Genomic DNA, 13,537 nt, shown 5'->3' on the forward strand with positions numbered 1-13,537 from the left:
GTCTTAAGGGTGCTTACCTGTCTTCGACGCGGGGAGTTTCCCGTCACAACAGCCGACCCCCCGAACGGCGCCGGTTCAGTTCGGGAGCCGCCCGATTCGCTCGAGTCCCAGGAGGACGACGGCCGAGACTCCGAGGAGGAGCGCGGCGCCGGCGAACACGCCGTCGTAGGTGTAGCCTCGCTCGAGGACCCACCCCAGGGCGGACGAGCCCAGCGCCTGCGCGAGCATCCAGGCGGAGCTGAACACGGCGTAGGCGCTGCTCCGCGTCGAGTCCGGGAGCGTATCGAGGAGATACGCGTCGGTGGCCGGGAACAGCGCGTGGATGACGAGCCCGACAACCGCGCTGAGAACGGCCAACGCGAGGAAGCCCTCGACGGCCGTCAACAGGAGTAGCGTCGCGGCGAACGTTCCGACGACGCCGAGCAGGTACGGAACGTAGGGGAACCGATCGGCCAGATTCCCGCTGAAGAAGAACGCGGGGACGCCGGCCGCGAAGACGATCGTGAGCAGCGTGCCCGCCGCGCCGTCCGAGAGCCCCTTCGACTGCATGTACAGTTCGTAGAAGTTGAACAGCCCCTGCCAGACGAACGAGGTCGCGCCGACGATCGCCAGCGCCGTCACGATGAGTTTCCACTCCGAGAGCGCGCCGGCGACGAAGTCCCGGTCGGCATCGCCCGCCGTCGGCATCTCGGTTCGTCGCGCGGTGGCCCACGTGATGGCCGTCAGCAGCGCCGCGCCGGCGGCGATCGTCCACAGCGAGAGCCGCCAGTCGACGAGCAGCGTGAGCGCGACGAACGGGGCGGCGGCCACCGCGCCGATCTGGGCGGCGGCGCCGTGGATCCCCATCGCGCGGCCGACCCGCGACGGGAAGAGTTCGCTCAGCAGCGGGTTCGCCGCGACGAAGTAGACGCCGGAGGCGATGCCCATGAGGAAGGCGCCGATCAGCAGGTGCCGAACGGTCGTCGCGTTCGCGGCGAGCGCCGCGGAGATCGCGAGAATCGTCCCGGAGCCGATCGCGACGTGGTGTCTCGGAACTCTCGTGAGCAGCCACCCCGTCGGCAGTCGCGGGGAGGCGCTCCCGACCCACACGAGGGTCACGATGAGTCCGGCGGTCGCCTCGCCGATCGCGAACTCGGCGATGAAGACGTCCAGCAGCGGCGCGAAGATGATTCTGGCGAGATTGAGGAGGAAGACGAGACCGCAGAGGGAGGCGAAGAGTCGGGTACGGGACACAGTCACGCTTTTCGACAGTCGCTCTCAAGCGTTCCGAAAGCGGAAGTGTCAGTACACTAGTCGCTGAGTCGTCCTCGAGATACCTCCCTCGTCGCTCGCTACGCTCGCAGCCGTTCGACGCGCTCGAGCGTGTCCGCGTCCTCGGGGTCCTTGTCGGAGCGAACGCCGAGGAACCGCGGAAACCGCAGCGCGTAGCCCGACGAGTAGGTCGGCGAGCTCTGGATCTCCTCGTAGCCGACCTCGAAGACGACTTCGGGCTCTATGTCCACCGCCTGGCCCTCCTCGGCGGCGATGTGGGGCTCGAGGAGTTCCGTGAGTTCCTCGAGTTTCTCGTCGGTGATGCCCGTCGCGACCTTGCCGACGGTCTCCAAGTCGTCGCCCGCGCGCACTGAGAGTTCGAAGGTGCCGAGGAACGTCGCGCGCCGACCCTCGCCCCACTCCGCGCCGGTCACCACGCAGTCCAGCGTCTCCACGTCGGGTTTGCGCTTGCGCCAGTGTTTGCCCCGCCGGCCCGGCGAGTACGCCGAGTCGGGGTCCTTGAGCATGATCCCCTCGTGGCCCGCCTCGAGGGCCTCGGCGTCGATCGCCTCGATCTCGTCGGGGTCGTCGGTCGTCCAGAGCAACGAGAGGCCCTCGATCTCGTCCTCGTCCTGCTCCGGCGCCTCGCCGTCCGCCAGCACCGCCCGCAGCCGCTCGTGGCGCGTCGTCAGCGGCTCCTCGAGCAGGTCCTCGCCGCCGGCGTGCAGGCAGTCGAAGAAGACCGGCCGAACCATCACGTCCTCGCGGGCCTTCGCGACGTCGTGTTTCCGGCGGAAGCGCTTGAGCACCTCTTGGAACGGGAGCGGATCGTCGTTCTCGTCGATCGCGACGACCTCGCCGTCCAGAATCGCGGGTTCCTCGAGGGTCGCCTCGGCGAACTCGACGACTTCGGGGAGGGCGTCGGTGACTTCCTCCATGTTTCTCGAGAAGACGCGGGTCTCGGCGTCCGCCTCGGCGGCCTCGGGATCGGAGTGCAACTGGATGCGCGCCCCGTCGTACTTCCATTCCACGGCGGCCTCGTCCCACTCCTCGAGCGCGTCGGTCACCGTCCCCGCCTGGGCGAGCATCGCCTGGACGGGCCGGCCGACCTCGAGGTCCAGTTCGTCGAGTCCCTCGCGGCCCTCGTCGCGGGCGACGCGGGCGACCTGCCCGTAGTCGTTCGAGACCTGCAGGGCGCGCTCGACGCGCTCGACGGGGACGTCGAAGGCCTCGCTGATCGCGTCCCGGACGGTGCCCTCGCCGACGCCGATGCGCATCTCCGAGAGGACGAGCCGCGCGAGGTAGCGGGCCTCTTCGCTCGAGCAGCGGTTGAAGAGGCCGAACAGCAGATCGATCTTTCGGTCCTGACTGCCCGAGCCCTCCGCGGCGGCGAGGTCGGCGAGCGTCTCGGAGACCTCGCGAACGGTGAGATCGTTCCCGCCGGCGCTGCCGGCACCGTTTCCGCCACCGCCGCCCGTAAACGCGCCGAGTCCCTGCTGGCCGCCAAACTCGTAGCCGGCGGCCACAGCGCCGATCTCGCCGACCTCGGCCAGTCGCTCCTCGACGTCGTCGCTTCCCACGTTCGTCCCCGCCGCGCGGGCGATCGCCTCGTAGCACGTCGTCGGACCGATGTCGAGTTTCGTCGAGTCCCAGGCCGGGAAGACGCGTCCCTGAACGAACCGGGCGACGATCTCGACGGTCTGTGGCTCCACCGCAGAGTCAGCGGAACCTCGTTCCTCGCTATCATCGCCCGCGTCCGCGAGCAACTCGCTGGTTCGAGCGACGATCTCGAGGTCGGCCGGCTCGGCTTCGATCGCGGCGGCGCGGTCGGCGAACGTGGCGAACTCCATCGGCGGAGTGTACCGGCGGCGGGAGTAAAACGGTTCTGAGACCGCTCGAGTGACGGGCCTCGAGCGCCGCGCCGCGGGCGCGAGGCTGTGCTTTAAAGGCGATCGCGCTCGCACTCGGAGGTATGCCAGAGGAGGAGCTCGCCGAGCGAGTCGCCGACGTGCTGGCCGTCGACGCCGCGGGGTTTCGCGAGCAGGCGCAGGCGGACGCCGAGGTGATCAAAGACGCCGTCGACGAGGGTGTCTTCGACAACCCGCAGGCGATCGTCGGCCTCGAGTACGAGTTCTACGCGGTCAAGAACGACGACTGCGCGCTGCGGCGGGTTCCCCGCCGGTTGCTCGAGCTGATCGGGTTCGAGAAGGAACTCGGGCTGCACAACGCGGAGATGACGACCAGTCCGCAGCCGATGAACGCCCACGGGCTGGCGGCCCAGGAGTCGGAAGTGAAGGCGCGACTGCAGACGGCGCTGAACGTCACCCAGTCCGAGCGGATGCGGCTGGTCAGCGACGCGCTCTGGACGCTGCCGCCGGAGGGCGAGGACGCGACGACGTACCTCACCGACAGCGTCGAGCGGACGACGACCGACGACGACGGCAGCGAGCGGTCGTTCCGGATCGCGACCAACATGAGCGGTTCCGCGCGCTACCATGCGATGGCCAACACGGACCAGGCCGAGTCCGCCGGCATGTGCATCCAGGCCCCCCACGTGTCGCTCCAGGCCGACACGGTCATGCCCGAGAGCCTCATCACGTCGATCCAGCCCCACTATCAGGTGGCCCACGCGCCGGATCTCCCCGAGTACTTCAACTACGCGCTGCGCATCGCGGGGCCGCTGCTCGCGCTCGGCGTCAACTCGCCGTTCTTCCCGGCCGACCTCTACGACGACGAGGCGACCCCCGAGGAGATCCTCCGGGACGGCTGGATGGAACACCGGATCAGCGTCTTCGAGACCGTGCTCAACGATCCCACGACCGGTGAAGGGAAGGTCCGCTTTCCCCGCGATCTGGGGACCGTCGAGGATGCGATCGACCGGATTGCCGACGACGACACCATCGTCCCGATGCCCGTCGAATCCGGCGAGCGCTTCGACGACCAGTTTCCCCACTTCAGCCGCAAACACGGCACCTACTGGCGGTGGATCCGCCCGGTGTTCGGCGGACCGACGCGCTCGGCCGCCAACGCTCGCATCGAGTTCCGCCCCATCCCCGCCCAGCCGACCGTCCGCGACTCCACGGCCTTCCTCGCCGCCTTCGCCGGGCTGATGGAGAGTCTGACCCGCCTCGAGCACCCCGTTCTCGAGCTCGACTGGCAGCTCGCCCGGGAGAACTTCTACGCGGCGATGGTCGACGGCCTCGAGGCCGAGTTGAACTGGATCACCAACGACGGCAAGGAGACCGCCGACAAGCTCGCGCTCTACGAGGACCTGCTGGCCCACGCCGAGGACGGGCTGACGAACCGCGGACTGAGCGGGGAAGAGGCCGCGAAGTACCTCTATCCGCTCCGGCGGCGGGTCCGCCAGGAGGTGACACCCGCCAGCTGGAAACGCGAGCAGGTCCGGTCGGCGCTCGCGGACGGCGCCGACCTCGACGCGGCGATCGAGGCGATGCAGCAGGCGTACATTCACCGACAGTCGGAGACGCTTCTCGACGGGAGTTTCGCCGACTGGATCGGCGACTAGTCGAATCTCGAGAGCGGCCCGCGTCCGGCGGTTCCTCGAGAACATCCTTTGATTCGATCGCGTGACTCGGCTCGAGCGATCCGGCGACGCCGAACGCTTACTGGCCCGCTTCCAGATCGGCGAATCAGCCGTGTGAAGAGGTCTCAGCCCGCTCGGTGGGCGAATTCGAACCCCAAGATACTTCCCTAACTGGCCGGTCAGTTACGACGAGAACGACCGCCTTCGGACCCAGGACCCTAATGACTGAGACGACAGCAACTACCGACGAACTCATGGAGGCGACCTACGCCGCGCTCTGCAAGCACGGCTACGCGTCGCTCCGGATGCGAGACATCGCCGCCGAATCGTCCAAGAGCAAGGCCACGCTCCACTACCACTACGAGAGCAAGCAGAACCTCCTCTACGCGCTGCTGGACTATCTCACCGACTCCTTCGCGGAGCAGGTCGAGACCCTCGAGGGCGAGACGCCGGCCGAACAGATTCTGGCGCTCGTCGATATCTACCTCGAGCCCGCTGCGGACGATTCGCTGCCCGAATTTCGGACCGCGCTGCTCGAGATCAAAGCCCAGGGGCCGTACGACGACCGATTCCGAGCCGAACTCGCCGAGTTCGACCGGATGCTTCGCGGACGGATCCGATCGCTGATCGAGGACGGACAGGACGAGGGCGTCTTCCGGCCGGACGTCGACCCCGATGAAACCGCCGAGTTCATCGTCACCGCGCTCAACGGCGCCCAGACGCGACACGTGGCCGTCGATCACCCCCTCGAGCGGACTCGGGGCGCGCTCGAGACCTACGTCCGCCGCGAACTGCTCGTAGCCGACGCCGACGAGACGGGGGAGCGATTCGAGTGACGGTGCGCGATCACCTCGAGGCGATCTTCAAATCGGCCGACGAGCTCGACCTGACCGAGGGCGGGATCGCGCGGCCGCTGATCTACCTCTCAATTCCATTGATCATCACGAACGTGTTGCAGGTCACCTACAACCTCGCGGACACGTTCTGGCTCGGCCAGTACAGCACGACGTCGCTGGCGGCGATCAGCTTCGCGTTCCCGATGGTCTTTTTCCTCATCGCACTGGCGCTCGGCGTCTCCGTCGCCGGGAGCGTCCTCGTCGCCCAGCACACCGGCGCGGATAACCCCGAACGAGCGGAGTACGCCGCCTCGCAGACGGTCATGTACGCGATCCTCGCGTCGCTCGTGCTCGGCGCCGTCGGCTACCGCTTCGCCGGCGACATCCTCGCGTTGTTCGGCGCCGAGGCCGACATCGAGCCGCTGGTCACTGCCTACATGGAGGTTTTCTCCGTGGGGCTGGTGGCCGTCTTCGGCTTCCTCGTCTTCCTCNTCACGCCGATGCTCGTCATGTTCGGCTCGGTCGTGCTCAACATCGTCCTCGACCCGTTCCTCATCTTCGGGTTCGAGGGGAACCCGCTGTTCGGCTACCTCGGTCTCCGCGGCCTCGAGGCCGATCTGTTCGCCGCCACCGGCTACGCCGGGTCGGGGATCGAGGGCGCCGCGATCGCGACCGTCTTCTCGCGGGCGCTGGCGTTCGCCGTCGGCCTCGCGATCATGTTCCGGGGCACGCACGGCGTCCGGATCCGTCTCTCGCAGATGAAACCCGACCTCGAGTACGCGCGGAAACTCGTCGAGATCGGGACGCCGGCGTCGATCGAGGGGACCGCGCGGGCCCTCTCGATCAACCTGCTGTTGGTCATCATCGCGATGTTCCCCGAGACGGTCGTCGCCGCCTTCGGGATCGGAACCCGCGTGTTCTCGGTGATCTTCCTCCCCGCGATCGCCTTCTCCCAGGGGATCGAGACGATGACCGGCCAGAACATCGGCGCCGGGAAGCGCGGGCGCGCCGAACGGACGAACCACTTCGGCGCGAAGGTCATGCTGATCACGCTCACCGGCCTCGGCGTGGTGGTCTTCCTGGCCGCCGCGCCGATCGTCTCGGTGTTCACGACCGACGCCGCGGTCGTCGCCGAGGGCGCGACCTTCCTCCGGTATACGTCCCTGACGTTCGGGTTCATGGGCGTGATGCGGGCCTACAGCGGCGGGTTCCGCGGGGCCGGCAAGACGCTGATCGCCGCGGCGATCTCCGTGCTCACCCTCGGCGTGATCCGCTTCCCGCTCGCGTGGTTCGGCGCCCAAAGCGTCGGCTCGAACGGCGTCTGGGCCGCCTTCGCCGTTTCGACCGTCATCGGCGGCGGGATCGCCTACGCCTGGTTCAACTGGGGCGACTGGCTCGATTCGGCGTCGGTCGAAACCGGCGCCGCGGTCGGCGCCGAGAGCAGCGGGAGCGTCGGCGACGACTGACGCGATTTCGGCGGAACGCCCCAGTCTGGCGCCGGATCGCTTCGCCTCGGAACCAGCCACAAGTGATTAAGTATTCACGCTCGAGAGTGTTGCGTATGGTAACTTTCCTCTCCGGAGGCACCGGAACGCCGAAGCTGTTAGACGGTGCCGCCGCCGCGTTCTCGCCGGAGGAGACCACCGTCGTCGCCAACACGGGCGACGACATCGAAATCGGTGGGCTGTTCGTCTCGCCGGACGTCGATACGCTGCTGTTCCAGGGCGGCGGCGTGCTCGACCGCGAGACGTGGTGGGGAATCGACGGGGACACGCACCGGACCAACGCCGCGCTGTCGGATATCGCGTCGGCCGCGGGACTGCCCGACGGCCCGCAGTACCTCTCGGAGGAGCGACAGACCGAGGGGCGCGACCTCGCGGACTGGCGGCGCTTCTCGGGCGTCGCCGAGTTCATGACGATCGGCGACCGCGACCGGGCCGTCCACATCACGCGGACGAGCCTGCTGGACGAGGGCCACACGCTGAGCGAGGCGACCCAACGGCTCGCGGACGCCTTCGGGCTGACGATCGATCTCCTTCCGATGAGCGACGACCCCGTCGCGAGCCTCGTCCACACCGAACAGGGAATGATGCACTTCCAGGAGTACTGGGTGGCCCACCGCGGCGAACCGACCGTCGAGACCGTCGAGTTCCGCGGGTCCTCGAACGCCGAACCCGCCCCGGGCGTCATCGACGCGCTTGAGGACACCGTCGTCATCGGTCCCTCGAACCCCGTCACGAGCATCGGGCCGATGCTGACGCTGCCGGGCGTGGCCGACGCGCTCAGCCAGTCGACGGTCGTCGCGGTCTCGCCGTTCCTCGGCGACGACGCCTTCTCTGGGCCGGCGGGCGATCTCATGTCGGCGGTCAACGCCGACCCCAGCACCGAGGGGCTCGCGACGGCCTATCCGTTCGCCGACGCCTTCGTCATCGACGAGGGCGACGATGCCGAGTTCGACCGGCCGACGCTCCGGACCGACATCGAGATCGACTCCTCCGACGACGCCGCGCGCGTCGCCCGGACGGTCGAGGAAGCGATCGACATCGTCGACTGAGCGTCGGGCTCCGTCTCGTCGCCGTCCGATTCTCGACCGGGCGCAGTCGACCGTCAGCCGTGAACGACTACGTTCAAGGCCCCCCGGCGCCGACACTCGAGTATGTTCACGCCGCCGCTCGCCCTGGCCAGCCTCAGCGGGGAAGCCAACGCCGAGTGGGCTCGAGCGGGCGCCGACTACGCGGGCGCCGCCGTGCTCGGCGGCATCGCCATCGACGCGGGGTCCCGGGCAGCGGCTCGGGAACTCGTCGAGCGCGACCGAACCGAGTTCCTCCCCGACGATCCCATCGCCTTCATCGACCGGCAACTCGCTGCCCTCGAGGACGCGCCGATCCAGCCGGCGTTCAACGTTCGGAGCGCGACGCCCGATCCGATTCCCGACGCCGCCCGCGTCTGCCGGGACCGGGACGCGTTCCTCGAGATCAACGCCCACTGCCGACAGGACGAACTCTGCGCGGCCGGCTGCGGCGAGACGCTCCTACGGGACTGCGAGCGCCTCCGCGACTACGTCCGGCGGGCCGCCGACACCGGCGCCACCGTCGGCGTGAAGGTCCGCGCCGAGGTCCCCGACGTCGACCTCCCCGCGCTCGCGGCCGCGCTCGAAACCGCGGGCGCCGACTACGTCCACGTCGACGCGATGGACACTGAGTCGGTCGTCCGCGATATCGCCGACGCCACCGACCTGTTCATTATCGCCAACAACGGCGTCCGCGACGACGCGACCGTCCGCGAGTACGTCGAGTACGGCGCCGACGCGGTCAGCGTCGGCCGCCCCAGCGACAACCCGGTCGTCCTCGAGCGCGTCCGCGAGGCAGTAGAGCGGCGACTCGGCGCGGAAGCGTGCCCGTAACTCCGGTCACTCGTTCGCTCTCCGGTCGGCCGAACAGTTATTTTCGTCGCATCAGTCAGTGATCGCATGGGCTACCACGTGATCGATCCGAACGACCTCGAACCGGAACCGAACCGCCCGTCGGAGATGCGTTACGTCAGCGAGGCGGCGGCGATGGATCGGATGGGACTGCGCGTCTACCGCGTCGAACCCGGCGAAGAGATTCCGCTCTCGGGGCTACACTACCACGACGAACAGGAGGAGGCGTTCTACGTCCTCGAGGGCGCGCTCAGCGTCGAGACGTCCGATCGAACGTACCGGGTCGAAGCGGGCCAGTTCTTCGTCGCCGAACCGGAGAGTCCACACCGCGCGCACAACGCGGCCGACGCCGCCGGCGACGTGCGGGTGATCGGAGTAGGCGCCCCGCCGCTCAGCGACGGTCACAGCTACGAGCGGTGACGCGTCTCGGCTCGCGATCCTTCGTAATCGCCACGCCGCCGACGGCGTCCGCGAGGCCGTCGACTGACGCCTCGCTTTCGAGGAACCCCGGCGCGATAGCGCGACCGCGACGCCTCGGCGTCGCCTCGAGCCCTGCCGACGTAATAAAGCGCCACTATGTTCGGACGGAGACTTTTCAGTTCGACGTACAACTCCGACGTAGAACCAGCATGGGCCGTCCCAACGAGTACGCCGGCGATATGCGCTGGGGATGGGAGTGTCCCCGCTGCGACGCGGACGTATCGGTCGCCAGAGACCCCGGGTCGGAGACGTTTCACTGGGTGTGCCCCACCGAGGACTGTCCGTCGATCGGATTCGGCTTCGCCTCCCGGCGTCGGGCGCGCCTCGCCCTTCGCGAGTACCGCGAGGCCTACCAGAACATCTACCGCTGAACCCGTTTCTCCGGGTGTCCGTCTCCGGTCGCGTTCTTTCGCTTTGCCTTCTCGAAACCAATTGAAACCGAAGGTTCACTCCGAATTCGTCTTCCAGTGGACGGGCGAGCGACACCGCGAACCGAGAGAGCGAGAGAGACGGCCGTACGGACTCTCGAGGGCGAGCAGTCGCGGGACGCCCCGTCCGAAGACGCACATCCATAAACCCTCCCCGTGCGTACCGAGATGCATGCGAACGCCAGCCGCAAACGCACAACTGGCTCTCCTCCTCGAAGTCGCGGGCACGCCCAAACCGGGCAACGTCGATCGGCGCCGCGACCTCGAGGACCTGCGATTCGAACACTTCCTCGCGGGGGCCGTCGGCGCCCGCGACGGCCTCGAGATGGCGGCGAACGGCGGCGCGGTCGGCGCGGCCTTCGAACGCGCCGTGGCGGGGATGGCCGGCCAGCGCGGCGGCAACACCCAGTTCGGCTCGCTGCTATTGCTCGTGCCGCTCGTCCGCGCGGCCCGCGAGGAACTCTCCGCGCCCGTCGTCGAGGCCGTCTGCGAGGACACCACCGTCGCCGACGCGGCGAACTTCTACCGGGCGTTCGACCACGTCGACGTCTTCGTCGACGATCCGCCCGCAGATATGGAGCCCCTGGACGTCCGTCGCGGGAGCGACGCCGTCCCGGCCGTCGAGGACCGAGGGCTGACGCTACTGGATATCATGAGCCGGAGCGTCCCGGGCGACGACGTCGCGCGCGAGTGGATCGAAGGCTTCGAGCGCTCCTTCCGGGCCGCCGAACGCCTCGCCGCGGCCGACGGCCCGCTGGGCGACCGCACCGCGGCCGTCTTCCTCGCCGAACTCGCCGAGCGGCCGGACACGCTCGTCGCGAACCGCAGCGGCGAAGCCGTCGCGCAGGAGGTCGCGGACCGCGCGGCCGAGTTGGTCGAGCGCGACGCGCTCGAGACCGACCCCGACGCGGTCGAAGCCTTCGCTGAGGAGCTCGTCGCCCGCGGCGTCAACCCGGGGACGACCGCCGACATCGCGGCCGCGGGGCTGTTCGTCGCCCTCGAGCGCGAGGCGATCGACGTATGACCGGCGACGAGTCGGGATCCGGCGCCCTCGAGACGAACGGCGGGGACGCCGACCCCATCGCGTGGCCTGTCTCGCTGTCGGGGGTCACCGAGACCGTCGTCGCCACGCGCGGGCCGAACGGGCTGTGGAACCTCGCCGTGCTCGGCCTGTTCGCGCCGGAGCGGAGCGACGCCTCGAGCGAGGATCGCGAGGGCAACTCGAGCGAACCCCCTGATCCCGTCACCGCGCGCACGTGGGGGTCCACCCGCACCCGCGGGAACTTTCGCCGGCAGGGCGAGGGGTACGTGCTGTTCGTCGACGATCCCGTCCTCTTCGCCGACGCCGCGCTCTCGATCGCCGAGCGCGAGGACCCGATCCCGGACGCCGCGAGCGCGTGGGCCCGCGTCGCCGTCGAGTCGCTCGAGACGGGCGTCGACGAGGGAACCGAGTGGGAACGGTGGGCCCTCCGGCCCGTCGAGGCCGCCGTCGAATCGACGGCGGTGCCGACGATCGACCGCGGGTTCGGCGCCGTCGTCGAGGCTACCGTCGCCGCCTCGCGGCTGGACGTCGCTGGCTACGACGACGCGGAACTCCGTCGACGCCTCGAGTACTACGCCTCGGTCGTCGACCGCGCGGGTGGCCCGCGCGAGCGCGAGGCGCTCGAGCGCGTGCGCGAGCACTATCGTAGTGACCGACGGCGCAACGAGTCGCGGTAGTTCCGACAGCTTTCCGACGGCGCGATGAGTTGCTGTGGCTGGGGGACCTACGCCGTGGCGTCACCCAGTGTCTCGGCCGTTCCACTGCTCCCTTGCCGGCCCTCATCGATCGGGTCGTCATTCTCGGCTTTCACGACGATCTCGCGGAACTTCTCGGAGCGGTCCGCGAGTGCGTTCTCCATCCCCTCGTCGGGTGTCCGCTCGCGCTGCTCGACGAGGAACGTCGTGATCACGACCGTCTTCACCCACGGTTTGACCACTCCGGTGTGAACGATCGCGACCAGTCCAGCGACGATCAGCCACGAGATCGCCTCGAGCGCCGTCGGCAGGACGTCCAGCGCCGCCGAGACCGGCGCTAGTAGCGTCAGCAGCACGAACGACAGAGCGTACATCCCGCCGACGATACCCAGCGTCGAGCCGAGTACCGTCTTCCAGGTCCGGGCGTAGAGGACGAGCCCCTCCCGGGCTGACTGCCAGCGGTTCTCGTTCCCGTCGACGAACATGTAGGCGATGATCGCGTTGTCGAGGTATCGGACCGCCAGCACGATCGACTTCTGGACGATCGCGAGCAGGGTCTCGAGTTGCTGCGGGATCGGAACCGGAATCAGTTCCTCGAGTCGCGCCGTCGCGCGGGTGAACTGCTTGAGCACCGCGTCGACCAGCGTGCTGACCCCGAACAGCCCCGTCGCGGAGAGGAAGTACTCCCGGACCTGATTCATCCCGTATCTGATCTGGTTGTCCGGCGCTTCGCCCTCCTCAACGACGTGTGCGATCACGGCGACGTGACCGGCCTTGACCATGTACAGCAGATACCGCTGTACGAGCCGCCAGACCGCCGCGAACGTGACGAGCCCGACGATCATCACGCCCGCGACGACGAGCAGACTCAGACCGCCGTCGCCGGCGACGACTCTGAGCGCCAGCCAGCCGACGAGGCCGAGATAGAGCACGCCGAAGAGCGCGAACAAGACACCGATTCCGAACTGGAGGAGAACGTACGGGAGCGTTTTCCGGTATACGCCCGTCGCTTCTCTGAAGTGCAGTCCCATCGCCACCGTTTGCCGCCCCTTTTCTTTTAAACCCACCGTCGGATCGTCCCGGGAAGCGAGCCGCTCGAGCGGCCAGTGATCCGCTCCGGGATCGCGAGACCGCCGATCGCGCGTGACTGTTCACGCGATCACCCACTAGCGAAAATGGTGCGTTATAAGAGCCTCTAGACGGAAGGCCCAATATGGCAATCAAACCGGCCTACGTCAAGAAGACCGGGACCATCCTCCTGGAGCGGTACCCGGACGCGTTCACAACCGACTTCGAGCAGAACAAGGAAAGCGTCGAGAAGCTCACGAACGTCGAATCCAAGGGCGTTCGCAACCGCATCGCGGGCTACGTCACCCGCAAGAAGAGTTCGCAGGCAGCCGCAGCGTAATCGGAGCGTTTCCTCTCGAGTTTCGCGGCCGCGAGCCGTCGGTATCGCGACGATCCGGTAGTACTGGGTAACGTCAGCGGAGAGCGGGAGAGCCGTCGACGAACGGACGGCCCGTCGGGATCGGGGTCGAGTTCGAGTCGGCAGAACGGTCAGTGGTCGAAGCCGGAGTCCATGAACAGGGCGACGATGAGCGCGCCGATGGCGAAGAACATGGTCAGCATGAAGCCGATCGCGCCGGTGACGATGTTCATCTCCGTGCCGACGACGAACAGTGTCATCCCCTGAAATCCCGTCCAGGCGAAGACGACGGCGACGAGAAACAGGAGTACCGAGACGATCGCGGCCCCGGTCTGGAACAGGCCGTCGAACGGGCCGATGCCGCTCGAGTTCGCGGTCGAACTCGTCATCGGGACCACCCCGCGTCCGAGTCGA

Annotated in this window: 14 protein-coding genes; 10 read left to right on the plus strand and 4 right to left on the minus strand. The window is 68.2% G+C overall.

The features are described 5' to 3' along the window. Nucleotides 1-75: 75 nt before the first annotated feature. Entirely contained in the window at nt 76-1,233 is a 1,158-nt protein-coding gene (locus tag C477_RS14260; RefSeq protein ID WP_008895212.1) for an MFS transporter, read from the minus strand. 98 nt (nt 1,234-1,331) lie between these two features. After that, on the minus strand, nt 1,332-3,101 hold the full coding sequence (gene ligA, locus C477_RS14265; RefSeq protein WP_008895213.1) for an ATP-dependent DNA ligase LigA: 1,770 nt from the start codon (nt 3,099-3,101) through the stop codon (nt 1,332-1,334). Nucleotides 3,102-3,223: 122 nt separating this feature from the next. On the opposite strand from ligA, the gene C477_RS14270 reads away from it, so the two are divergent. The 9 genes from C477_RS14270 to C477_RS14310 all read left to right on the plus strand — a co-directional run bounded on the left by C477_RS14270 (nt 3,224) and on the right by C477_RS14310 (nt 11,679). Then, entirely contained in the window at nt 3,224-4,777 is a 1,554-nt protein-coding gene (locus C477_RS14270) for a hypothetical protein (RefSeq protein ID WP_008895214.1), read from the plus strand. Nucleotides 4,778-5,016: 239 nt separating this feature from the next. Next, a complete protein-coding gene (locus tag C477_RS14275) occupies nt 5,017-5,631 on the plus strand; it encodes a TetR/AcrR family transcriptional regulator (RefSeq protein ID WP_085944987.1) in 615 nt (204 codons plus the stop codon). Further along, nucleotides 5,628-7,097: an MATE family efflux transporter gene (locus C477_RS14280; RefSeq protein WP_008895216.1), complete on the plus strand. Its 1,470-nt coding sequence runs from the start codon at nt 5,628-5,630 to the stop codon at nt 7,095-7,097. The genes C477_RS14275 and C477_RS14280 overlap by 4 nt, the downstream gene beginning before the upstream one ends. Before the next feature lie 95 nt (nt 7,098-7,192). After that, nucleotides 7,193-8,185 (plus strand): 2-phospho-L-lactate transferase, encoded by a 993-nt coding sequence (gene cofD, locus C477_RS14285; RefSeq protein ID WP_008895217.1) that lies wholly within the window; start codon nt 7,193-7,195, stop codon nt 8,183-8,185. Nucleotides 8,186-8,287: 102 nt separating this feature from the next. After that, nucleotides 8,288-9,034 carry a tRNA-dihydrouridine synthase gene (locus C477_RS14290; RefSeq protein ID WP_008895218.1) on the plus strand — a complete coding sequence of 249 codons (747 nt, stop codon included), beginning with the start codon at nt 8,288-8,290 and terminating at the stop codon, nt 9,032-9,034. Between the two features lie 66 nt (nt 9,035-9,100). Next, complete coding sequence (locus tag C477_RS14295) at nt 9,101-9,472, plus strand: cupin domain-containing protein (protein WP_008895219.1); 372 nt, start codon at nt 9,101-9,103, stop codon at nt 9,470-9,472. A 209-nt stretch (nt 9,473-9,681) separates the two neighbouring features. After that, entirely contained in the window at nt 9,682-9,903 is a 222-nt protein-coding gene (locus C477_RS14300; RefSeq protein ID WP_008895220.1) for a hypothetical protein, read from the plus strand. Between the two features lie 229 nt (nt 9,904-10,132). Further along, entirely contained in the window at nt 10,133-10,984 is an 852-nt protein-coding gene (locus C477_RS14305) for a triphosphoribosyl-dephospho-CoA synthase (RefSeq protein ID WP_008895221.1), read from the plus strand. Next, nucleotides 10,981-11,679 carry a DUF447 domain-containing protein gene (locus C477_RS14310; protein ID WP_008895222.1) on the plus strand — a complete coding sequence of 233 codons (699 nt, stop codon included), beginning with the start codon at nt 10,981-10,983 and terminating at the stop codon, nt 11,677-11,679. Before C477_RS14305 ends, C477_RS14310 begins: the two co-directional genes overlap by 4 nt. A gap of 47 nt (nt 11,680-11,726) precedes the next feature. On the opposite strand, the gene C477_RS14315 is transcribed toward C477_RS14310, so the two are convergent. Beyond that, nucleotides 11,727-12,728, minus strand: a complete 1,002-nt coding sequence (locus C477_RS14315) for a hypothetical protein (protein WP_008895223.1) — start codon at nt 12,726-12,728, stop codon at nt 11,727-11,729. 182 nt (nt 12,729-12,910) lie between these two features. On the opposite strand from C477_RS14315, the gene C477_RS14320 reads away from it, so the two are divergent. After that, nucleotides 12,911-13,105, plus strand: coding sequence for a 30S ribosomal protein S17e (locus C477_RS14320; protein WP_008895224.1), 195 nt, complete (start codon nt 12,911-12,913; stop codon nt 13,103-13,105). A gap of 149 nt (nt 13,106-13,254) precedes the next feature. Here the strand turns inward: C477_RS14320 and C477_RS14325 are convergent, their stop codons facing one another. After that, complete coding sequence (locus C477_RS14325) at nt 13,255-13,512, minus strand: hypothetical protein (protein WP_049914551.1); 258 nt, start codon at nt 13,510-13,512, stop codon at nt 13,255-13,257. Nucleotides 13,513-13,537 lie beyond the last annotated feature (25 nt).

It is taken from the genome of Haloterrigena salina JCM 13891 (assembly GCF_000337495.1).
Lineage (GTDB): Archaea > Halobacteriota > Halobacteria > Halobacteriales > Natrialbaceae > Haloterrigena > Haloterrigena salina.